This window comes from Janthinobacterium sp. GMG1 (genome assembly GCF_034427795.1).
Taxonomy (GTDB): Bacteria; Pseudomonadota; Gammaproteobacteria; order Burkholderiales; family Burkholderiaceae_D; genus Janthinobacterium.
Genome location: NZ_JAXQNT010000002.1, coordinates 841,726 through 864,115, shown reverse-complemented (window position 1 = coordinate 864,115; position 22,390 = coordinate 841,726). Strand labels below are relative to the sequence as shown.

Sequence of the window (22,390 nt, the reverse complement as noted above, 5' to 3'; positions counted from 1 at the left end):
TGCTGGGCTTCATACTATGGCGTAGCAAGAATCAAGCGTAACAATGGCAAAGCCACCCAAAAGGTGGCTTCTTTTTTTTGCTGCCACGACCATATTGCGTGGTGAACGGCACATGCAGGGCGAGCAGATCCAATGCTGGGTCCCAGTACTGTCGCGAGTTCCAGCTATCGGTGGCGCAAAGCGCAGCCCTTGCACTTGCCGTCCAGCCGGTGTGCCAGCGACTTCCCGGCCGCGCTCGATCGCCTCGACAGTCCAGCTGCGCCAGATTCTGTTACTTGCCCTCTCACATGCAGTTAAGCGTGCCGTTGGCGGACTTCGCGTTTAGCGAAAACACACAATCCTCAATATGTGCCAGACACAAGATTCGCACATTCAGCGCCGAGTTGATAAGCGGAAAGATTATCATAGCGTGCACTAGCAATCTCAAGCCTGGTTCCAATAGTAAAGAAACTCTGATGCATTGGAACAAGAACGTTCGGGAACCTCATCAGGCGCTGGAGATTATCATGCAAAATACTATCATCCGGATTATTCCGCATCACTGGACATAATTTTAAGCTGTGGCAGTTATATTTGGTGACAAAGCGAGTATTTACGTGACATTTTCAGAATCGCATCATTAATAAATATAATTATTTTCAAAAATAATGTTTTACAACAATAATATGGTGTAGCATTCCATTCAGCTGAGCAGTTACATTTCTTTTCTTTTACATTGAAAGGTAATTTATCATGAGCAATGTACCAGTACCCGGAAACTATGTTTCTGAAGATAAGAATTTTACATTTAAAATCAGTTCGGCCGATTCCTCGAATGGCGTCATCAGCGGCGTGTATAACGCAAGCTATAGTCCTGTCGGCCCACTGACCGCCGAAGGCAATATCGGACACTATTCATGGGTATTTAACAAGGCCCAAGGCAAGGATGGCGTGGCGCCATTCGTTATCAGTTTCGGCGGAAGTGCTCGTCCTAACGGTCGGCCATATTGCATCAGCGATGCGTGGAACGGGGCATACCAGACCGACAATAGCATCCTTGCAGAAGGCGTTCGTTCATTCGTCAATCAAGATGGCGTGGTCCAGGTACGCAGCCTGGGTACCTTGCGTTTCGCAATCGGCTAATTAGCAGCGGCAGAACGAAATAAAGTAGTTATTTTATGTAACTGCTCAGCCAAGATAGACAATATCAGTCGCATAAAAAATCGTTATATTTAGTGATGATTAACTTACCACCCTATAGCAATTATTTCCAAAATAAAATATTCTCCATTGGCAGCTGATCAAGATGTGATATGCCTCTGACTCTTCTAAAGAATTCATAAGCAGAGTAAGCATCATTAACTGAAACGGAAGCACGGATATACCTGCCTCGATCTTGGCCAAGACTCATACCTTGGAGCAGTCCAGCGCCTGCAAGCCGAGCGCCTGAATTCTTCGTCCGCCATGCATTGCCGCTCAGCCCGCGCCAAGCGCAGCGCCTGCTGCAGAGTAAGCCGGATCACCTCTCCCCTCAAAAAAACGCTCTAAAGGTGCGATCTAGCACCTCGGCCGCCGTCGGTGCCGGCATTGGCGCCCCCTTTGCGCTGCAACGGCAACAGCAGCAATTGCTGGTCGTGCGCGATGCCTTAGGCCGAACCGACAGGAGTCCAGACCTCGCGGAGTAGATCGCCGCCAGTGGCAGGTCGAACGGCTCCAAATTCATGGCGCGCGCGATCAGGTTTGTGACGTTCCATACCTTTCCATCGGAACTGTATGTGTTATCAGCGACGAAACAGCCATCGATCTTCACGGCGGGGTATGCGCTCATGCTCGTATCACCTTCATCGCGTTGCCGCAGCCGGCCGAGCCCAAATAAGGCGCGAGCAACGTATCAACTGCCACGAAGCGCTCGCGTGCGTCAGTGGTGTTCTAGAAATACTCCGTTTCCAGTGGGCCAGTCTTGTCTTTTTTGATGGCGTTGGAACCAGTGTCGAGGTCGGGCAGCAGATCCTCGCCGCTGCCGGCGCGCACGGCCAGATCGATGCGGGCATTGACGATGTCCAGCGGCGCGATGGTGCTGGGCACGATGAAGCCGTCGACTGCCACGTTGTAACGCGGCCAGTCCAGCGCCTGGTGCTGATACACCCGGCGGCCGGCCCAGCGCGTGCGGTAGGTCGCCATGAACAGCGTAGCCCTGCGCAAGGCGAGCTCTTTATCGGCCTCGGTCAGCGCAGCCCAAGCGGTCAGGCCCAGGCTGGCGCAACGCGCATCAGCTGCGGCGACACTGGCATAGGATTCGGCTTCGGCCAGACCTGCGCCAGTTTCAATCGTAAGCATAAGAAATCCTACATTTTTAATAAATATTCAATTGCTGCAATTTAGAAAAAATTATCGTATAATTAATTTTCATATCTTTTTTGCATCAATATAAGGAAAATGATGAGCTTACATACAATTATCAAAATTGCACTTACGAACATTGCTTTGTGCGCCTCCTTCCACGTGCAAGCAACAACCTTTTCCAACGAGTTCAACTCTGGCGAATTAGGTTACTTGGGCGCAATAGGTGTGGTTACTTATGGAGAAACTTTCACTTCTCCGGGCGGAGTGCTGAACGATTTCACCCTCTATGCGTCTTCAGGTTACGGCACTTCAAATTATGGCACCGGCTATATCGGATTCGGGATTGCAGCATGGGACGGAACCAAAGCCGTCGGTCCCGCCTTGTACACGAGTGCTCCAATGCCATACAGTGGCAAAAATGCAGCATTTGAAGCAACTGGACTCAATCTGGCATTGCCACTTAATAAAGAATACGTAGCATACTTAACAGTTGCAGGCATCGAGAATCCAGTTTATTTCATTAGGCCGCAAGGATCCAACAACAATGGCGGTTTAACAGGGAACCACGTTTATTCGAATGCCAAGGATCCCCTTAACGCGAGTCAGCCTTGGGGTGTGGACAAGACGGTTTACATGAGATTTACGGCAAATTTCACAAATAACACCATTCCTATTCCTGAGCCAGAAACCTACGCCATGTTACTGGCCGGCTTGGGCATAGTCGGTTTCGCTGGCCGACGCAGGCTTAAGTCGGCTTGATGGTGACGGCCAAGATTTAATTCTTGGCCGCTTTAGCTGGCTTTTCGGCGGAGGCAGCAGCAACAGTGGCAGTAGCCGCAGCGCTCTTGGCGGCCTGAAGACTCACGGCTTCGTCGCGCAGGCGCTGGGCTTCGGCTTCGTTCGCTGCAGCCTGCTCCGCGTTGCAGGTCGCGGCAAGCTCATTTTCATGCGCCTGCTTGGCAACGCGCTCTTTCTCGGCTGCTAGCTCTCGTTCACGTTGCTGCAGGTCATCGTGCGCGGCCACCTTGTCCCAGTTGGCACCGGTGCCCAGCGCAGCATCGGATGGCGATTTGCCGCCTGAAGCTTCGTCCCAGGTGTAGCCCTTCAAGCCCAGGCCGAAGGTGTAGTCGACCTGCATCGTCGTTTCGATGCAATCTTTGCCGTTGGTCGTGTCGATGTTGCTGATGATGTCGGAACCATCGGTACCGACAGCAGCGCCCCTATTGACCTGCCTGGCCCAGTTAGCCACCCACTCACCCGCCGACATTGCCATGGCCGCCCTGTCAGGAGAAACGGTCGCTGGCGAAGCTTAGACAGGCGGAGGCAATGCTTCGCGAAACGGGCCTGTGCAGCCTTGAGGGGCGCGTGCTCCGCTTACAGGCGGGACGGCTGGCCGCTTATCGACACGAAACCACTGTCGGCTTCGAAGATACTGCGTTTCGAGATCCTTAATCTTCGCAAATTGTCCCAGAACCTCCCACCAACGAGTAAGACCTAAGTAGTCAGACGAAATTTATTGTGAAAGCAGTACCGAAACCTTTCATCAACGATTCCACTTCGGTCAGCAACTCGCTTCCTTTCAGCCCGACGAAACGGCGCCAGAAGTACTTGGCCTGTTTCCACAGGATCTCGATGCGATTCCGTTCCGAGCTGTAAGGCGGCAAGTAGTACAGAAACAGCCCCTGCGCCATCCATTTTCGTCGGCATTTCTCGATCTGCGGCCCTTTGTGAAATGACGCGTTGTCCACCACGACAATGCGCGGCACGGTATGGTCTTGCGCCGCGAGCTCATCGAAGAAACTGATCACGTCGTCGCGCACTGTCGGTCGACGTTGCGTTCGCCAGTACAGCGTATGGTCATGGCGCAGCGCACCGAGAACATTGACGTGCTCGCAATGCGACAGCGGCTCCACGCCACGCGTCTGTCCAATTGGCGACCAACCATGTTGATTTGCACCGAAAACTGACCCACTTAGCCGCATAATTTGCATCGAAAATTGACCCCCGTTTAGCACACAATCCTACTTATCTGAATGAGTAGGGGATCGGAGTGATTGACGTGGCATTACTAGGAATTATTAGGCGCTGGCATCTTCGCGACCAAGTCTCATTGAGGGAAATCGCGAAGCGCCTCGGCATTTCGCGCAACACCGTCCGGCGCTATCTGCGCTCGGAGACAACCGAGCCCGCCTATGCGGAGCGCCAATCGGCCAGCGCTATCGACCCATACGCTTTTGACCTCGCAGGCTGGCTCAAGACCGAAGCGGCCAAATCACGCAAGCAACGGCGCAGCCTAAAACAGCTTCACGAGGATCTAACGGAATTGGGGTTCAAGGGGTCTTACGACCGAGTGGCGGCGTTCGCCAGGCAATGGAGGGAGGGTCAAACAGAGTGGGTCAATTCGGCGCGCAAAAGAACACGCTGAGCGGCCTGCGCACGATCGACATGCGTTGCGGCGCGCTAGCCGCGCTGCAGGCACAGTACGCGCTGACGGGCGCTGGCGCCGGAACGGTATTCCTGCACCCGCGTAGCGGCAAGCCGTGGCAGGGAGACAAGCCCATTTACAACTGCTGGAAACGCATCATCAAGGCCAGTGGTGTGCGCTTCCGCAATCCCTATCAGACGCGCCATACTTTCGCCTCCAACCTGCTCATGCTTGGTGCGCTGCCGCTGTATGTCGCCACGCAAATGGGCCATGCAGACACGACCATGATAGTGCGCACCTACGGCAAGTGGATCGCCGCAGGCTTGGACCATGGACGTCGGGAACGGCTACTGCGCCTGTACGCGCAGACGAACCCGCTGCGGGCAGATGAATTCCCGAAATACAATTAAATATAGCTGGATATGAAAACGGCCGCAGGAAGCGGCCGTATCGTTTGGGGCTGGACAATGAACGAAAAACCCATTGCCCCAGATTTGCCCTAAGTTCGTATTCAGACCAGATGAGAAATCTTAAGTCATTGAATAGAAACGAATAATTTGGTGGGAAGTGCAAGTTTCGAACTTGCGACCCCTGCAGTGTGAATGCAGTGCTCTACCCCTGAGCTAACCTCCCGAAGCGAGGCGAATTATCGCATAGGTGCTGCGGCATCTGCAAGGGCTGGCGAGAGGAAATTTACCATACCCCCGCTTTTTCTCAGGCGGCCGCTGGCGGGGCCATGACGGCGGTCCAGATGCACTGGCCTTTGGCGGCCTTGTCGAGGCCGGCGATGGTGGCTTCGTGGGCGGCGAGTTCGTCGGCCGTGGCGCTCTGGAAGATGACTTCGGCCAGCGGCACGATTTCCAGGGCGGCGCCATCGGCGGCCACTTCCACTTCTTCTTCCATGCTCAGGCTGTTTTGCCCGCGCGTCATGGCCAGGTAGACGTCGGCCAGCAATTCCGAGTCAAGCAACGCGCCGTGCAGCTTGCGGTGGGCGTTCGAGACACCATAGCGGTCGCACAGGGCGTCCAGCGAGTTGCGCTTGCCCGGATGCATTTCCTTCGCCTGCACCAGGGTGTCGATCACGCCAACCACTTGCTCATGCACGGGCGGCAGGTTCAGACGCTTGAATTCCGCGTTCAGGAAGCCAATATCGAACGGGGCGTTGTGGATGATCAGTTCGGCGTCAGCGATGTAGGCACGAAACTCCTCGGCGATTTCCGCGAATTTCGGCTTGTCGCTGAGGAATTCCGTCGTCAATCCGTGGACGGCCAATGCGCCCTCTTCCGAGTCGCGCTCGGGATTGATGTAATGGTGGAAATTATTCCCCGTCAACATGCGGTTGTTCAGTTCGACCGCGCCGATCTCCAGGATGCGGTCGCCCGTGCGCGGGTTCAGGCCGGTGGTTTCAGTATCGAGAACAATTTGACGCATGGCGGATTCATTCGTAAAAGCAAAAAGCGAAGGGCACAGTATAGCAAACCTGTGCCCTGCGATTACAACTAGCGACCTTGGGTGTTCTTACGCGCGCACGGTTTCCACGCCCAGGTTGGCTAGCTGATCGGCCCGCTCGTTGCCCGGATGGCCATTGTGGCCGCGCACCCAGCGCCATTCCACTTCATGGACGGCCTGGGCCGCATCGAGGGCTTGCCACAGGTCGACGTTTTTCACGGGCGCCTTGGCCGCCGTTTTCCAGCCGCGCGCCTTCCAGCCGTGGATCCATTCGCTGATGCCCTTTTGCACGTACTGGCTATCGGTATACAGCACCACCTGGCAGGGACGTTTGAGCGCCGTCAAGGCTTCGATCACGGCCTTCAATTCCATGCGGTTATTCGTCGTATTGAGTTCCCCGCCGTAAATTTCTTTCTTGGCGCCATCGGCCACCATCAGCGCGCCCCAGCCGCCCGTGCCGGGATTGCCCTTGCATGCGCCATCGGCGTAAATCTCTACCTTATCTTCAAACTTAGCCATCTTGCTGTTCCCGCCTTTTATTCGTGACCGGTGCGCCTGCGGGCGCCGTCGCCGGTTTCTTGGTCCACGCCGGACCGATCAAACGCATCCCTTTGACGCGCTTGATCGCCTGCACTATATACACTGCGCCCAGATATGGCCACCAGCGCGCACCGGCCTTGTCCATGAAGGCGTTGCGGCGCAGCCATTTTTCTGTCCTGCAGGCAGGTGCGTAGCAGCCGAAGTAGCTTTGGCTGACGCCCATGTTGAGCAATTTTAACCAGTCTTTCATGCGCGGCATAGAGATCAGCTCGCCTGCCTGCGGCAGGTAATGGCGTCCCGTGACCCGTCCCAGCCCCTGGCGCATGCCCCACAGGCTGGCCGGATTGAAGCCGCAGACGATCACGCGCCCTTCCGGGATCAGCACGCGCTCGACCTCGCGCAAGACCTGGTGCGGCTCGGCGGCAAATTCGAGTACGTGCGGCAAGACCACCAGGTCCAGGCTTTGCGAGTCGAACGGCAACTCGTCGAAGGCCGACACGAGGGTCAAACGGCTCTCTTGTGACGGACGCGACGGCAGGCGCGCATCGAGCAACCATTTGTTCGGCATGCGGTTGGCCGCCAGCGCATCGAGCTGGGGCAAGCCGATCTGCACGGCATTAAAACCGAAGATATCGACCGTCAGACTGTCGAGGCATTGCTGCTCCCAGGCACGCACGTACAGACCGGCCGGCGTCTGCAGCCAGCCGTCAAGCGCTATAATGGATTTTTCGGATGCCACACTGTCCATTCAGTTTTCTCTTTTGCTCATGACACAATCCCCTGAACACGCTTTATCGGTACTTGCCGTGCCCGCCTTTGCCGACAATTACCTGTGGCTGATCCATGACGGCCGCCATGCCGCCGTGGTCGACCCCGGCGACGCGACGGCCATCCTCGATGCGCTGCAAGCCCATCAATTGACCTTATCCGCCATTTTACTCACGCATCACCACGCCGACCACACGGGTGGCGTGCCTGAATTGTTGCAGCATTTCGCCATCCCCGTCTTCGGCCCGCGCAATGAGGCTATCACAGCCATCACGGAACCGCTTGCCGAAGGCGATGTCGCCCATGTGCCCGAGCTGGGTTTGCAGATGAGCGTCATCGACGTGCCCGGCCACACGAAGGGGCATATTGCCTATGTGCGCCAGCGCGACGAGCGCAGCGGCGCACCGTGGCTGTTTTCCGGCGACACCCTGTTTGCGGGCGGCTGCGGCCGCCTGTTCGAAGGCACGCCGGGCCAGATGGCCGACTCGCTGGGCAAGCTGGCCGCCCTGCCCGACGATACCGAGGTATTTTGCGCGCATGAGTACACCTTGTCCAATCTGCGCTTCGCCAACGCTGTCGAGCCGGGCAATGTGGCCTTGCAGGAACGCATCGCCATCGACACGGAAAAGCGCCAGCAGGGTTTGTCGACCGTGCCGTCGACCATTGCCCTGGAAAAAGCCACGAATCCTTTCCTGCGCTATCGCGAACCGGCGATCTTGAGCAGCCTGAAGGTGGAAGGCAAGCTGGCGGCAGACGCCTCGCCCGTGGAAGCGTTTGCAGCCTTGCGAATGTGGAAGAATAATTTTTAAGCAAACTCTTCCACAATAAAAAATCCCGGCAGATGCTTAAGGCATCGCCGGGATTTTTTATGCTGCTATTTGATCAGGATCAGATTTCTTCGTACAGCGGCAAGGTCAGGAATTCGGCGAACGATTCCGACGTCGACATTTCCTCGAAAATCTGGCCGGCACGCACATAGGTCGGGCCGTTGCCGCCTGGCGCATCGCGCTGCACCTTGGCCAGCTCTTCCGGAATCATGGCGCGCACCATCTCGGCCGTTACCTTGCGGCCATCTTCCAGCACGCCCTTGCTGGAACGAATCCACTGCCACACTTGCGAGCGGCTGATCTCGGCCGTGGCCGCATCTTCCATCAGGTTGTGGATGGGCACGCAACCGTTGCCAGCCAGCCAGCTGCCCAGGTAGTGGATGCCCACATTGATGTTGTAGCGCAAGCCCGCTTCCGTAATCGGCGCTTCCGGCTGGAAGTTCAGCAGATCCGACGCTTTCACGTCGATGTCGGGACGCTGCTTCTCGATCTGGTTCGGCTTGTCGCCCAGCACTTTGGTGAATTCGCCCATGGCCAGTTCCACCAGGCCCGGATGGGCAACCCAGCCGCCGTCGTAGCCGTCGGTGGCATCGCGCGCCTTGTCGTTGCGCACGCCGCCCATGGCGATGTCGTTCTTTTCCGGATCGTTCTTGATCGGGATCAAGGCTGCCATGCCGCCAATGGCTGGTGCACCCCGCTTGTGGCAGGTTTTCAGCAGCAGCAAGGCGTAGGCGCGCATGAAGGGCGCCGTCATCGTGACTTTGGCGCGGTCGGCCAGGCAGAAATCCTTGTCCAGCTTGAATTTCTTGATGCACGAAAAGATGTAATCCCAGCGGCCCGCGTTCAGGCCCGAGCTGTGTTCTTTCAGTTCGTACAGAATTTCATCCATCTCGAAGGCCGCCAGGATGGTTTCGATCAGGACAGTCGCCTTGATCGTGCCTTGTGGCAAGCCCAATTCGTTTTGCGTCATGACGAAAATATCGTTCCACAGGCGCGCTTCCAGGTGCGATTCCATCTTCGGCAGGTAGAAGTACGGGCCGGCGCCGCGCGCCAGTTGTTCCTTGGCGTTATGGAACATGAACAGGGCGAAATCGAAGATGCCGCCGGAAATGCGCTTGCCATCGACCAGCACGTGCTTTTCATCAAGGTGCCAGCCGCGCGGGCGCACGACGAGTGTCGCGATCTTGTCGTTCAGCTTGTAGGACTTGCCATTTTGCTCCAGCGAAATCGTCTTGCGCACGGCATCGAACATATTGATCTGGCCCGTCAGCTGGTTATCCCAGTTTGGCGTGTTCGAATCCTCGAAGTCCGTCATGTAGCTGTCCGCGCCGGAATTGAAGGCGTTGATGACCATCTTGCGTTCGACGGGACCCGTGATTTCCACGCGGCGGCATTCCAGCGCCTTCGGGATCGGCGCGATCTTCCAGTCGCCGTCGCGGATATGCGCGGTTTCAGGCAGGAAATCAGGACGCTCGCCCGCGTCGAGGCGCTTGGCCCGTTCCACGCGCACGGCCAGCAACTGCTGGCGGCGCGGTTCGAATGCACGCGTCAGCTTGGCCACCAGGGCCAGTGCGGCCGGGGTCAGGATCTGTTCGTAGCCGGGCTGGATTTCCCCCGTGATTTGCATGCCTTCTGGAAGTGCGATCGTGTTCTGCGTCATGAAGTTCTCCGGTTTTTAATAAATATAAGCAAAGGTAATCTGGTGATCCAAGTATAAGCCGAACGACTGCGCTGGCAAGCTGGGCAGAGGCGCAAAAACACTCTGCCTGGCGGCGCGTTTGTTCTATAGTATTGCACTATAAGGCATGGAAACGAGATTAAAAATCACTTCATCTATGCGTTTTTATCACAAGTGACGGCATCGCGGGAGCACGACATGGGACAGTTCAGACAAATATCGACCTTCGTGGAAGTGGTGGCCAAGGGCAGCCTGTCGGCGGCCGCGCGCGCGGAAGGCATCGCCCCGGCCATGATAGGGCGGCGCCTCGATGCACTGGAGCAGCGCCTCGGCGTCAAATTGCTGCAGCGTACGACGCGCAAGCTGGCGCTGACGAATGAAGGCGCCGCCTTCCTGGAAGATTGCCAGCGCATCCTCGGCGAACTGGAAGAAGCTGAAGCGGCCGTGGCCGTGCGCAGCGTCAAAGCCAGCGGCCATTTGCTCATTTCCGCGCCGGCAGGCTTCGGCCGCCAGCACGTGGCGCCATTAATCCCCTCCTTTGTCGCCGAGCACCGCGACGTGACGGTGTCGCTGCACCTGAACGACCGCCTCGTCGACCTGATCGGCGAAGGCATCGACGTGGCTATCCGCATCGCCAGCCTGTCCGATTCCTCGCTCGTGAGCACCAAACTGGCGGACAACCAGCGCGTGCTCGTCGGTTCACCCGCCTATCTGAAACGGGCGGGCACGCCGCGCATCCCGGCCGACCTGGCCAAGCACAATTGCCTGGCGATCAGCAGCGAAGGCAGCCAGCGGGGCTGGACCTTCCGCGAAAACGGCAAGAATGTGATTTTAAAGGTGGCAGGCAATATGGTATGCAACGACGGCGAAGTGCTGCACGACTGGGCGCTCGCCGGCAAGGGACTGGCGTGGCGCTCGATGTGGGAAGTGGGCGCGGAGATCGCCTCGGGCCAGTTGGTGACGGTACTGGACCAGTTCGCCGCGCCGGGCAATGACATTTATGCCGTGTTCGCCCAGCGCCGCCACTTGCCGCTGCGCATACGGGCGTTTGTGGATTTTCTAAGGCACTCGTACTCACAGCCTGACTACTGGCGTGAGCGGGCTATTTGAGGACGCCCAATCAGACCTACTGCGCGGCGCGCTTTGCAGCCGGCGATGCTCACCGTACTAAAGTACGGTTGCGCTTCTCGGCCACAAATCACTGCCGCTCGCTACGGGCTGATTGGGCGCAGTGAAGGTCCAGGCGTAGGTCGGCTTAGCGTAAGCCGACCTACGCGGCGACGCAAGCACGCCAAAAGAACGCACAGCCGACGCAAAATCGATGCCTCACGGAAATTCAGGCGAAAAAAAATCCTCGGAGACCGAGGATTTCTTTATTTCGTTTGATCCAGCGTATTAGATTGGCTGAATGTTCGAAGCTTGCTTGCCTTTAGGGCCAGCGGTCACTTCAAAAGAAACGCGTTGGTTCTCTTGCAGGGACTTGAAGCCGTTCGACTGGATAGCCGAGAAGTGAGCGAACAGATCTTCGCCGCCTTCGTCAGGGGTAATAAAGCCGAAACCCTTCGAATCATTGAACCATTTTACGATGCCAGTTGCCATTACAATTTCCTATTTCAGTTAAGTTGGGCTTGCGCCCGTTATATCGTTTGAAGCAAGAAAGAAATGACAGACAAACTGCACTACTACCTCGAATCCAACGATGCCCAATTATACCAACAAAACTGAGAAAAACCATTCTTTCGCAAAATAAACTTGCGAACACTACTTTAATAGCCAAATCCCCGTCTTGCGGCGCCCTGTACCAGCGGCATGGACACACTATATCCTAATCTGCGACGCGGGTGCTTTGCGTTGCATCAAATGAATCATTGCAACCACATTACTATGACGCGGTCACTCACGCGGTGAAGTGAGTGGCGGCCGCATCGCGCCCTGCCCAGTCCAATAGCGCCACCACTTGCGCCCGCACGGCGGGCCATTCCGCCACCGCTTGCGCAGGGGCATTGAGCATGGCACGCACCAACTGCTCGATGCGCCGGCATTCCTGGCCCAGCGCGGCAAAGCCAAAGGTAGCGGCAGAGCCGGCCACCGCGTGCAGCGCACGGTGCAGCTCCGTCAAGGGTTCCAGGCGGGGGCCTTCGCTGTCGCAGCGGCCGCTTGCCTGCGTGATCGCCTGCAACAGGGCCGGCACGCCAGCCGCATATTTTTCATTCAGGGCACGCAAACGCGCGCGGAAATCCGGATCGATCAAGGTTGCCATCGCAATACTCGCCTGACGTGGATTACTTGGTGCCGAAGATACGGTCGCCGGCGTCGCCCAGGCCTGGCACGATGTAGGCGTGGTCATCGAGGTGCGAATCGAGCGAGGCGCAGAACATCTTGACGTTCGGATGCGCATTCTGGAACACGGTCACGCCTTCCGGTGCGGCAACCAGGGCCAGGAAGATGATCTGCTCATCCGTCACGCCCCGTTTTTTCAGCACATCGACGGCATACACGGCCGAATTGCCGGTCGCTACCATCGGGTCGCACAGGATAAAGGTACGCTCGTTCAGGTCAGGCAGGCGCACCAGGTACTCCACGGGCATATGCGTGGCCGGGTCGCGGTACACGCCGATGTGTCCCACGCGTGCCGATGGCACCAGGTTCAGCAAGCCATCGCTCATGCCGATGCCGGCGCGCAGGATGGGCACGATGGCCAGTTTCTTACCAGCAATGACAGGCGCATCGATGGTGACCAGCGGGGTCTTGATTTCGCGCGTGGTCAGCGGCAGGTCGCGCGTGATTTCATAGCCCATCAGCAAAGTGATTTCCTTGAGCAGCTCGCGGAAGGTGCGCGTCGACGTGTCGTGCTCGCGCATGTGGCTCAGTTTGTGCTGGATCAAAGGGTGATCGGTAATGAACAAATTCGGGAAGCGTGGATCTTGTTTCATCTTGTTTTTCTTTCTCTGTAGCTGGCGCGGCGGCAAGCCTGGGCCGCAAGCGCGCTGTGTATCGATAAAATGATGGATTGCAGCATTATCCCAGCCCCCAGCCCGCCTGTGGCCGGAATTTTCGAAATAATCGGATTTATTGAAATCAATACTCGCGCAGCGCGCGCGCCAGGATGGCCTTGCAATCGGTGCCGGCCGGCAAGCGGCCATACACGCCGCCCGGCGCTTGCACCAGCCGCGACTGCAGGAACGCTTGCGCAACAAACGGTGGCGCATGGCGCAGCAGCAAGCCGGCCTGCACGGCCAGCACGATGCGTTCGGATAATTGCCGGGCGCCAAATTCATCCGTTTGCGGCCCGTCCAGGTCGGCCAGCAGCCGCGCGCGGTAGCCCGCGAAAATGGCATCGTCATCGCCGGCCAGCGCCAGCTCGACAGCCAGGGCGTCGCGCGCGGCCGGCGACTTGCCGAAGGCGCGCAAGACGTCAAGGCACATGACGTTGCCCGAGCCTTCCCAGATCGAGTTGACGGGCAGCTCTCTATATAAACGCGCCAGCGGCGCGTCTTCCACATAGCCGGTGCCGCCCAGCACTTCCATCGCTTCAAAGCCGAAACCGGGACCGCGTTTGCAGATCCAGTACTTGCCGGCCGGCGTGAGCACGCGCGCCAGCATGGCTTGCCCTGCATCCTCCTTTTCATCGAAGCAGCGGGCCAGGCGCAGTGCAAAGGCCGTGGCAGCTTCCGATTCCAGCGCCAGGTCGGCCAGCACGTTCTGCATCAGCGGCTGTTCGGCCAGCGGCTTGCCGAACACGGCCCGCTGGCGCGCGTGGTGCAGCGCCTGCGTCAGGGCGGCGCGCATGATACCGGTGCTGCCCAGCACGCAATCAAGGCGCGTGTGGCTGGCCATTTCCAGGATGGTGGGTATGCCCCGCCCCGCCTGCCCTACCAGCCAGCCGTAGGCATTGGTGAACTCCACTTCCGACGAGGCATTCGAGCGGTTGCCCAGCTTATCCTTCAGGCGCTGCACGCGGATGGCGTTGCGGCTGCCGTCGGGCAGGTAGCGGGGCAGGAAGAAGCACGACAATCCCCCCTCGTCCGCCTGCGCCAGGATCAGATGGGCGTCGCACTGGGGCGCCGAGAAAAACCATTTGTGGCCGACGATGCGCCAGGCGCCGGCAGCCTCGCCGCCGAACAGGGTACGCGCCTCGGCCGGCGGCACCTGCGTCGCGCGCGTGGTATTGCTGCGCACGTCCGAGCCGCCCTGCTTTTCCGTCATGCCCATGCCGACCAGGGCGCCCCGCTTCTGCTCCACGGGCAGGGAGCGGGGATCGTAGTCGCGCGAGAGGATTTTCGGCAGCCAGCGCTGCGCGATTTGCGGCAGCTCAAGGGCCTGGCGCAAGGCCGGCACCGAGGCATACGTCATCGTCACGGGACACTGCGTGCCGTTTTCCACCTGTCCCACTAATAGATAGGCCGCCGCGCGCGCCACCTGGGCGCCGGGACCGGGCGAGGCCCAGGGCGAAGCATGCGCGCCGGCGCCCACGAGGATGGCCATCAGTTCATGCCAGGCCGGATGGAACAGCACCTCGTCGATGCGGCGCCCGGCCCGGTCGAACTGCTGCAGCTCGGGCGTGTGGATATTCGCCAGGCGCGCCAGCGCATAGGTTTCGGCGCGGCCCAGCTTTTCGCCCAGCGCGTCGAGCTCCTGCAGCGCCGCGCCGCCGCCCTCGCGCAGCAGCGCTTCGATCAGCGCCGGGTCGCAGGCGAACAGATTGACGTTTTCAAAGGGCGTGGCCTGGTTGAAAACTTCATGCGTGTCAAAGGCATTCATGGGAGCCCCCCGCGATTTGTTATCATGGCGCCCTTGCCGTCGCTGGCGCACCGTCAATACCGTCTGCCAGCCAGACTAGCGCAAAGCGCATGGCGGGGCAAGCGCGCCAGTGGAAGCAGGCGCAGATAAATGTTTCCATGTGGAATGAAAATGCCTGCATGTGTCGCGCGGCATGATTTTTTTCATGGAAGGCAGGAATATTTACAAAACCTGAAGCAATGTTGCTCTATTTCATGTAATCGGGTGCTTTTCAATGATACATTTCGTGTGGATCGCGTTCCGATAGCCGCCCTTTCGGCCCCTATGGCACGCGTCATGCACGATGCACTCTTTCCGTTGGCGCCCCGCCCTGCAGCGAGCGCCGGCACTGATAACAAAAAAGGTAAAAGCCAGCACGATGTTTTCCAGTACCCCATCCGCCGCCCACCGCGAGGCTCGTCACGAGTTGGACAACCTCATGGAAGAGGCAGGCGACGTCGTGTTCAGGCTCGATACGGACGGCCTGATCCTGTTCGCCAGCAAGCGCGCGGCCACCCTGTTTGGCGCACCTTCGGGCCTGTCCGGCCATTTGCTGCTGCCGCTGGCCGCCGAAGCATCGCGTGCGGCGCTGCAAGCGGCGCTGGAAGACGCCCTGGAAGAACCGGGCCGCCTGGAAGTGCGGCTGCAAACGCCGGATCAGGAAATCTGGTTCGAACTGCGCCTGTCTTCTTATATGAACGCGGCCGGCGTGGCCGAACTGCTGGTGGTCGGGCGCGACACGTCGGCCCAGCACAATACGGAAGAACGGCTGCGCCACATGGCTACGCACGATGCGCTCACGGGCTTGCCGAACCGCTTGCTGCTGTCGGACCGCATCCGCATGGTGATCGCCCAGGCCGCGCGTTCGGGCCAGGGCTTTTCCGTCGCCACCATCGGCCTCGATGGTTTTAAAAAGGTCAACGATGGCCTGGGACACCCGGTCGGCGACGCCGTGCTGCGCCTGGCCGCGGCGCGCCTGCGCAAGACCCTGCGCGACAGCGACACCCTGGCCCGCGTGGGCGGCGATGAATTCGTCGCCGTGCTGCCAGGCAGCGCCACGGACGCGCAGATCAAGCTGGTGACGGGCCGCCTGCTGGCCACCCTGCAGGCGCCGTTCGAAGTCGATGGCCACACGATCTACGTGGGCGCCTCCGTCGGCGTGGCTATCTATCCGCTGCACGCGGAAGATGAAGTGCGCCTGGTGGCGCTGGCCGATGCGGCCATGTCGCGCGCCAAGGAAACGGGCAAGGCCCGCTGCCTGGTCTACAGCCCGCGCCTGAATGGCCCGTCGGAACACGATATTTCGCTGGAAGCGGCCATGTTCCAGGCCGTGCGTGAAGGCGAGTTCTTACTCTTTTACCAGCCCATCGTCGATGCGCACACGCGGCAAATCCAGGGTTTCGAAACCCTGATGCGCTGGAAGCACCCGACCCTGGGCCTGGTGCCGCCCGTGCGCTTCATCCCGATTGCCGAAGCCAATGGCCTGATCAACCTGCTGGGCGCCTGGGCGCTGAAAGCGGCCTGCGTGCAGCTCAAGCAATTCCAGGAAGTAGCCAAGCGGCCGCTGTACATCTCCGTCAACATCAGCCCGCGCCAGTTCCGCAACGACAAATTCCTCGACGTGCTCGATGACGCCATCGCGTTTTCGGGGCTGTCCGGCGAACACCTGGTGCTGGAAATTACGGAAGGCACCCTGATGATCGACCCCGTGCATGCGGAAACCATCCTCGTCAAGATGACGGAGCGCCGCGCGCGCATCGCCATCGACGATTTCGGCACCGGCTATTCCTCGCTCGCGTATCTGAAGCGCTTCCCCATTTCCGTGCTGAAGATCGACCGCACCTTCATCAAGGACTTGCCAGAATCGAGCAAGGATGCGGCCATCTGCAACACCATTCTCGACCTGGCCAAGCATTTGAACCTGTCCGTGGTGGCCGAAGGCGTGGAAACCGAAGAGCAGATGCACTTCATGGAGTCGCGCGGCTGCCAGTATGTGCAAGGCTACCTGACGGGCAAACCGATGCCCGCCCACGCCGCGCTATCGGCCTTGAGCGACAAAACCTATGCGGCGCTGGTGCCTGCGCCGTCTGCCAATGAACCGCGCGGAGGGGTGCAATGAATCCAGGTCATTTCACGGCGCCGACACAGCTCGGCAAAAACACCCTGGACCTGCTGTGGGCGCGCACGCGCCAGCAGGGCGACATGCCCGGCTTCGCGAAAGCCATCAGCGCCATCCTGGGCGCCATGCGCGGCGAGGACGACCACGAATTCGACATCACGCAAACGGTGCTGTCCGACCCTGTCCTCACGCACAAGGTGCTGCGGCTGGCCAACAGCGGCATGTATTCGGCCTTCGGCCAGCGCGTCAACACGGTCTCGAAGGCCGTGCTGGTGCTGGGCATCGACGCCATCGGCCACCTGGCGCTGGGCCTGAAACTGATCGAGGAACTGTCGCAGGCGTCGCCCGATTCCGTCAGCGCCCACGTGGAAATGGAAAAGGCCGTGCTGGCCGGGATGGTGGCGCAGCAGGTGGCCACCAGCGCCGGCAGCCTGCAGGCGGAGCAGGCCGTCGTCTGCTCGATGCTGCACACCCTGGGCCGCATGATGGTGACGTTCTACATGACGGACTTCTGGGCGCGCATGCAGGCGCATGCGGGTCCGGGCAACGAGGCGGCCGCCGCGCGCGAAATCCTCGGCCTGTCTCTGCCGGAAGTGGGCTATGCCACGGCCGCCCACTGGGGCTTGCCGCAGCACCTGATCAACGGCATGCGTCCGATGGACCCGTCGCCGGACAATTCTCCCGTCAGCGGCGCCGACTGGATGGCCGGACTGTCAACGATGGCGGCGCGCTGCGCCGACTCGCTGTGGCATGACGATGCTGCCGGCGCGGCGCAAGTGCACGCGCTGATCGACGACTACGCGGGCACCCTGGGTATCACCGCGACGGACCTGGTGGTGGCGGTGGACAAGGCCAAGGCGATGGCGGCGGCCGATCTGTCGATCGCGCCCCTGTCGAAACCGGCCGAACGGCGCGCGCGCCAGCTGGCCTCGACACGCATGCGCGCCGAAGGCAACCGTGTGCTGATCGGCGGCCTGGCCGACCTGCGCGGCGCCATCGGCAGCGCCAGTCCGGGCCAGATGGTCTCGATGGCGCTTGAAACGCTGCACCAGGGCTTCGATTTTTCGCGCTCGGTGGCGTTCGTGCGCAACCACAGGGATCATTTGTATTCGGCGCGCATCAGCATGGGCGAAGGCATGGCCGACCTGCAGGACCTGATGGTGTTTGGCGATGCGTATGAACCGAACGTCTTCCACGCGGCCCTCAACAGCGACCGCGTGATCTTCATCGACAACGCGCGCGACCCGAAATTTGCCGCCAAGCTGCCGCAATGGTGGAAAGCGACATTGTCGGAAGCGCGCAGCTTCGTCGTGCTGCCCCTGTCGGCCAACGGCCACCCAACGGGATTTTTATATGGCGACTGGGACGACAGCTTCCCGCCGATTCAATTGAATCAGACGGAATTCAACCTGATCAACGATATCCGGGCGTTATTGGTGCAGTCTGTGGAGATGCGCCATCAATTGGAATTGGTGGCGAATAAGGTGGCATGAGAACACCTGACCAAACCTACTGCGCGTCGGTATAGGCGGCCTGCGATGCTCACCGTACCTTCGTACGGTTGCGCTTCTTAGCCACCTCTCCCTTCCGCTCGCTACGGTTTTGTCAGGTGTCGCAAGCGTCTTTGTTAAGCGACAAAATTAATCATTTCAACTTCGGCGTACTCACCGACACATCGCCGCATTGCGCGCGGTGCATCAGGGCGTGGTCGATCAGCACCAGGGCCAGCATGGCTTCGGCGATCGGCGTGGCGCGGATGCCCACGCACGGGTCGTGGCGGCCGAAGGTTTCGACCATCACGGGATTGCCTTCCTTATCGATCGAGCGGCGCGGCGTGCGGATCGACGACGTCGGCTTGATGGCGATCGAGACTTTGACATCCTGCCCCGTCGAAATACCGCCCAGTACGCCGCCGGCGTTATTGCCGATAAAGCCTTCCGGCGTCAGTTCGTCGCCGTGCTCGGAACCTTTTTGCGCCACCGAATCGAAACCGGCGCCGATTTCCACGCCCTTGACAGCATTGATGCCCATCATGGCGTAGGCGATGTCGGCGTCGAGCTTGTCGTAGATGGGCTGGCCCAGGCCGACAGGCACGTTTTGCGCGATCACGTCGATGCGCGCGCCGATGGAATCGCCGTCGCGGCGCAACTGGTCCATGGCATCTTCCATGCGCGCGATCAGGTCCGCGTCGCCGCTGGCGGCGAAGAACGGGTTCGCATGCACGTGCTCCCACGACTGGAACGGCACGGGAATGTCGCCCAGCTGGCTCATGCAGCCCTTGAAGGTGGTGCCGTACTGCTGCAGCAGCCATTTCTTGGCGATCGCCGCTGCGCCGACCACGGGCGCCGTCAGGCGCGCCGAGGAGCGCCCGCCGCCGCGCGGATCGCGCACGCCGTATTTATGCCAGTAGGTGTAGTCGGCATGGCCAGGGCGGAAGCTTTCCGCGATATTGCCGTAATCCTTGCTGCGCTGGTCTTCATTGCGGATCAGCAGCGCGATGGGCGTACCCGTCGTCACGCCCTGGTACACGCCGGACAGAATCTCGACCGTATCGGATTCCTGGCGCTGCGTCACGTGGCGCGACGTGCCCGGCTTGCGGCGGTCCAGCTCGGGCTGGATATCGGCTTCCGACAGGACCAATCCCGGAGGACAGCCATCGATCACGCAGCCGATGGCCGGGCCATGCGATTCGCCGAAAGTGGTAACAGTAAACAGCTTGCCAAAAGAATTGCCGGACATAGTAGGAAGTGTGAGGACTGGAAAACTCAATTCTACCAGCCTGCGGGGCATGCCATGCCGCTAATGCCCCGCCAGGGACCGATATTCCCCCACCCGCCTCGCCATTTTAAAATCCCGCGTATTTTTTCATATAAAAAATACCAAATATGAGTTGCAATCATGCAATACAAGAAATATTGCTCGACGGAATAGACTTAAAAAAACATTTTGCTTATTAAATAGCTATATACTTGGATCAAAGCGCGCCACACAATACTGGTTATCAAACCGGATTTGGACTGCGCCGAGAGCACGTCACAAATGCCCAGGGCTAGGCGTCGTTGCCGAAGACAGTACGCAAGTACAGTACGGTAAAGGCAACGCAACAACGCCATGGGCTTTTGCGACGCGCTCGTAAAAAATATCGAGTCATCCTGGAGAAGCTATACATGCCCGCACCGATCATCCCCCTTGACGCCAACAAGGACGATCACGACGACCTGGTATTCCTCGATGAGCAACCAGCGCCGCCGCTGGCCGTCGCACCGCGCAGCGTCTGGCGGGTGATGATCATCGACGACGATGAAGACGTCCACTCCACCACCACTTTCGCCCTGGGCAACCTGGAAATGCAGCACCGCCCGCTGGAATTCGTGCATGCGTATTCAGCCGGCCAGGCGCGCGAACTGCTCAAGCATGAAGACGACATCGCCGTCATCCTGCTCGACGTGGTGATGGAACAGGATGACGCGGGCCTGCACCTGGTGCGCTACATCCGCGAAACCCTGAAAATGACGGACGTGCGCATCATCCTGCGCACGGGCCAGCCCGGCTACGCCCCGGAAATCGACGCCATCCGCGATTTCGACATCAACGACTACAAGACCAAGTCCGAACTGACGCGCATCAAGCTGTTTACGACGGTGACGGCCGCCATCCGCTCGTACGAGCAGATCCGTTCGATCAGCAGCAGCCGGCGCGGCCTGGACCGTATCGTCCACGCCAGCACGCAGCTGATGGCGCTGCACGGCGTGCAGAACTTCTCGGCCGGCGTGCTGGCGCAGATCGCCGACCTGCTGGGCATCCGCGCCGACGGCGTGCTGTGCGTGCAGGACTTGCAGGACAATGGCGCACGGGAACTGCTCGTTTCGGCCTGCACGGGCAGCTTTTCCAGCTTGCCGCACAGCGCCCTGTGCGGCCTGCAAAACCCGCGCGTGATGGCCGCCATCGAGCACACCCTGGCGCAGCGGCGCAATGTGTACGCGCACGACTACGCCACCCTGTACTTCGCGGGCAAGGCCAGCCGCGACGCGGCCGCCTACCTGGTGCTGCCGCGCCCCCTGTCGGCCATCGATGAAAGCCTGCTGGAAGTCTTCTGCAGCAATGTCGCCGTGGGCCTGGACAACGTCGAGCTGGTGTCGCACCTGCACAACGCCGCCTTCTACGATCAATTGTCGAAGCTGCCCAACCGCACGCGCCTGGTGGAAATCCTCGACGCCACCCTGGCCGGCCCCGCGCGCGACGACGCCACCCTGTCGCTGGTGGACCTCGACCATTTTGCCGAAACCAACGACGCGCTGGGACACCAGTTCGGCGACATGCTGCTGGTGGCCGTGGCGGGACGCCTGCAAACCCAGCTGGGCCCGCAACTGACGGTGGCGCGCCTCGGCGGCGACATCTTCTGCGTGCTGGGCGACTCGTCGCAAGTCAATCCGACCAAGATCCTGGCCCTGTTCCAGGCGCCGTTCAGCATCGATGGCCAGGACGTGCAATTGTCCGCCACCCTGGGCCTGGTGCGGCTGGGCGAACACGCGGGCACGGGCGCCGATGCGCTGAAGGATGCCGATATCGCCCTGAAACGGGCGAAAAGCCAGCAGCGCGCCGGGCATTTCTACTTCTCGCGCAGCATGGGCATCGAAATCCGCGAACGAGTGCGCATGATGCACGCGCTGCGCACGGCTTTCAGCCAGGGCCAGCTGTTTGTCGTGTATCAGCCGCAGATCGACCTGACCACGCGCCGCCCCGTGGGCGCCGAAGCGCTGCTGCGCTGGCAGACGCCGGACGGCAAATTCATCTCGCCCGACCGCTTCATCCCGATTGCCGAGTATTCGGGCATCATCATCGACCTCGGCGAATGGGTGCTGCGCACGGCGTGCCGCGAACTGGTGCTGCTGCGCGAGCAGGGCCACCGCAACTTCGTCATGTCCGTCAACGTGTCGCAAGTGCAGTTCCGCCACCCGCTGTTCCTGGAAATGCTGCGCGCGGCGCTGGAAGAGACGCAGGCGCCGCCCGAATTCATCGAGCTGGAAATCACGGAATCGATGGCCATGGAAGAGCCCGATTTATTGATCAAGATGTTGTGGCAGATCAAGCAAACGGGTGTGAGCATCGCCATCGACGACTTCGGCACAGGTTTTTCCTCGCTGTCCTATTTGCAGCGCCTGCAAGTCGACCGCCTGAAGATCGACCGCGCCTTCGTCACCGAGATCACGGGTTCCGCGCGCGGCAGCAGCATCGCCGAAATGGTCATCCAGCTGGGCCGCAACCTGGGCCTGGCCGTGATCGCGGAAGGCGTGGAAGACGAGCGGCAGGCGCAAATTTTGCAGGCGCTGGGCTGCCCCATGGCGCAAGGGTTCCTGTTCGCCCGCCCGATGACGGCCACGGCGCTGGGTACCTGGCTGAACAACGAAGCGCTGCAGGGCGCGGCATAGACGTCACATTGCATACGCAATGCAAAACGCCGGCAGTTGCCGGCGTTGTTTTTA

The 22,390-nt window shown here is 59.8% G+C and carries 19 protein-coding genes, 1 tRNA gene and 2 pseudogenes; 9 read left to right on the top strand and 13 right to left on the bottom strand.

Features of this window, described 5'->3' with window-relative positions:
* Positions 1-732: 732 nt before the first annotated feature.
* Positions 733-1,122, top strand: coding sequence for a hypothetical protein (locus SJI03_RS08895; protein WP_099377393.1), 390 nt, complete (start codon positions 733-735; stop codon positions 1,120-1,122).
* Between the two features lie 786 nt (positions 1,123-1,908).
* Here SJI03_RS08895 and SJI03_RS08890 read toward each other — a convergent pair.
* Entirely contained in the window at positions 1,909-2,316 is a 408-nt protein-coding gene (locus tag SJI03_RS08890; RefSeq protein WP_322426870.1) for a DnaT-like ssDNA-binding protein, read from the bottom strand.
* Positions 2,317-2,418: 102 nt separating this feature from the next.
* On the opposite strand from SJI03_RS08890, the gene SJI03_RS08885 reads away from it, so the two are divergent.
* The gene (locus SJI03_RS08885) at positions 2,419-3,081 is read left to right on the top strand and encodes a PEP-CTERM sorting domain-containing protein (RefSeq protein ID WP_322426869.1); all 663 of its coding nucleotides are present in this window, start codon (positions 2,419-2,421) and stop codon (positions 3,079-3,081) included.
* A 259-nt stretch (positions 3,082-3,340) separates the two neighbouring features.
* On the opposite strand, the pseudogene SJI03_RS28940 reads toward SJI03_RS08885, so the two are convergent.
* Both SJI03_RS28940 and SJI03_RS08875 read right to left on the bottom strand, forming a co-directional pair.
* Positions 3,341-3,544: pseudogene (locus SJI03_RS28940) on the bottom strand (major capsid protein); the annotation flags it as partial.
* A 280-nt stretch (positions 3,545-3,824) separates the two neighbouring features.
* On the bottom strand, positions 3,825-4,304 hold the full coding sequence (locus SJI03_RS08875) for a transposase (protein ID WP_322426889.1): 480 nt from the start codon (positions 4,302-4,304) through the stop codon (positions 3,825-3,827).
* A gap of 68 nt (positions 4,305-4,372) precedes the next feature.
* Between SJI03_RS08875 and SJI03_RS08870 the strand changes: the two are divergent.
* Positions 4,373-4,714 (top strand): annotated as a pseudogene (locus SJI03_RS08870) (helix-turn-helix domain-containing protein); the annotation flags it as partial.
* Complete coding sequence (locus tag SJI03_RS08865; protein ID WP_322426867.1) at positions 4,714-5,157, top strand: hypothetical protein; 444 nt, start codon at positions 4,714-4,716, stop codon at positions 5,155-5,157. The pseudogene SJI03_RS08870 and the gene SJI03_RS08865, both read left to right, overlap by 1 nt.
* 148 nt (positions 5,158-5,305) lie before the next feature.
* Here the strand turns inward: SJI03_RS08865 and SJI03_RS08860 are convergent.
* From SJI03_RS08860 to SJI03_RS08845, 4 genes are all read right to left on the bottom strand, one after another.
* Positions 5,306-5,380 (bottom strand) — tRNA-Val (locus tag SJI03_RS08860).
* A gap of 81 nt (positions 5,381-5,461) precedes the next feature.
* Positions 5,462-6,178, bottom strand: coding sequence for a DNA polymerase III subunit epsilon (gene dnaQ / locus SJI03_RS08855; RefSeq protein ID WP_099377395.1), 717 nt, complete (start codon positions 6,176-6,178; stop codon positions 5,462-5,464).
* An 87-nt stretch (positions 6,179-6,265) separates the two neighbouring features.
* Complete coding sequence (rnhA, locus tag SJI03_RS08850; RefSeq protein ID WP_099377396.1) at positions 6,266-6,715, bottom strand: ribonuclease HI; 450 nt, start codon at positions 6,713-6,715, stop codon at positions 6,266-6,268.
* The gene (locus tag SJI03_RS08845) at positions 6,708-7,484 is read right to left on the bottom strand and encodes a class I SAM-dependent methyltransferase (RefSeq protein ID WP_099377397.1); all 777 of its coding nucleotides are present in this window, start codon (positions 7,482-7,484) and stop codon (positions 6,708-6,710) included. Before SJI03_RS08845 ends, rnhA begins: the two co-directional genes overlap by 8 nt.
* A 19-nt stretch (positions 7,485-7,503) precedes the next feature.
* On the opposite strand from SJI03_RS08845, the gene gloB reads away from it, so the two are divergent.
* Complete coding sequence (gloB, locus tag SJI03_RS08840; protein ID WP_322426866.1) at positions 7,504-8,313, top strand: hydroxyacylglutathione hydrolase; 810 nt, start codon at positions 7,504-7,506, stop codon at positions 8,311-8,313.
* A gap of 79 nt (positions 8,314-8,392) precedes the next feature.
* Here gloB and aceB read toward each other — a convergent pair whose 3' ends face one another.
* Complete coding sequence (gene aceB, locus SJI03_RS08835) at positions 8,393-9,991, bottom strand: malate synthase A (RefSeq protein WP_099377399.1); 1,599 nt, start codon at positions 9,989-9,991, stop codon at positions 8,393-8,395.
* 216 nt (positions 9,992-10,207) lie between these two features.
* Between aceB and SJI03_RS08830 the strand changes: the two genes are divergently transcribed.
* Positions 10,208-11,119, top strand: coding sequence for a LysR family transcriptional regulator (locus SJI03_RS08830; protein WP_322426865.1), 912 nt, complete (start codon positions 10,208-10,210; stop codon positions 11,117-11,119).
* A 285-nt stretch (positions 11,120-11,404) separates the two neighbouring features.
* Here SJI03_RS08830 and SJI03_RS08825 read toward each other — a convergent pair whose 3' ends face one another.
* The 4 genes from SJI03_RS08825 to SJI03_RS08810 all read right to left on the bottom strand — a co-directional run bounded on the left by SJI03_RS08825 (position 11,405) and on the right by SJI03_RS08810 (position 14,770).
* On the bottom strand, positions 11,405-11,608 hold the full coding sequence (locus SJI03_RS08825; protein ID WP_010398811.1) for a cold-shock protein: 204 nt from the start codon (positions 11,606-11,608) through the stop codon (positions 11,405-11,407).
* A gap of 298 nt (positions 11,609-11,906) precedes the next feature.
* Complete coding sequence (locus SJI03_RS08820) at positions 11,907-12,269, bottom strand: Hpt domain-containing protein (protein WP_070280690.1); 363 nt, start codon at positions 12,267-12,269, stop codon at positions 11,907-11,909.
* Between the two features lie 22 nt (positions 12,270-12,291).
* Positions 12,292-12,942 carry a uracil phosphoribosyltransferase gene (gene upp / locus SJI03_RS08815; protein ID WP_010398816.1) on the bottom strand — a complete coding sequence of 217 codons (651 nt, stop codon included), beginning with the start codon at positions 12,940-12,942 and terminating at the stop codon, positions 12,292-12,294.
* Positions 12,943-13,087: 145 nt separating this feature from the next.
* Entirely contained in the window at positions 13,088-14,770 is a 1,683-nt protein-coding gene (locus SJI03_RS08810) for an isovaleryl-CoA dehydrogenase (RefSeq protein WP_322426864.1), read from the bottom strand.
* Positions 14,771-15,227: 457 nt separating this feature from the next.
* On the opposite strand from SJI03_RS08810, the gene SJI03_RS08805 reads away from it, so the two are divergent.
* Positions 15,228-16,907 (top strand): putative bifunctional diguanylate cyclase/phosphodiesterase, encoded by a 1,680-nt coding sequence (locus tag SJI03_RS08805; protein ID WP_416208733.1) that lies wholly within the window; start codon positions 15,228-15,230, stop codon positions 16,905-16,907.
* Positions 16,904-18,400, top strand: a complete 1,497-nt coding sequence (locus SJI03_RS08800) for an HDOD domain-containing protein (protein ID WP_099377404.1) — start codon at positions 16,904-16,906, stop codon at positions 18,398-18,400. The genes SJI03_RS08805 and SJI03_RS08800 overlap by 4 nt, the downstream gene beginning before the upstream one ends.
* 151 nt (positions 18,401-18,551) lie before the next feature.
* Here SJI03_RS08800 and aroC read toward each other — a convergent pair whose 3' ends face one another.
* Positions 18,552-19,646 carry a chorismate synthase gene (gene aroC / locus SJI03_RS08795; RefSeq protein WP_322426862.1) on the bottom strand — a complete coding sequence of 365 codons (1,095 nt, stop codon included), beginning with the start codon at positions 19,644-19,646 and terminating at the stop codon, positions 18,552-18,554.
* Between the two features lie 428 nt (positions 19,647-20,074).
* Here aroC and SJI03_RS08790 point away from each other — a divergent pair, with 428 nt between their 5' ends.
* Positions 20,075-22,336, top strand: coding sequence for a putative bifunctional diguanylate cyclase/phosphodiesterase (locus SJI03_RS08790; RefSeq protein ID WP_099377406.1), 2,262 nt, complete (start codon positions 20,075-20,077; stop codon positions 22,334-22,336).
* The last annotated feature ends 54 nt before the right edge of the window (positions 22,337-22,390 follow it).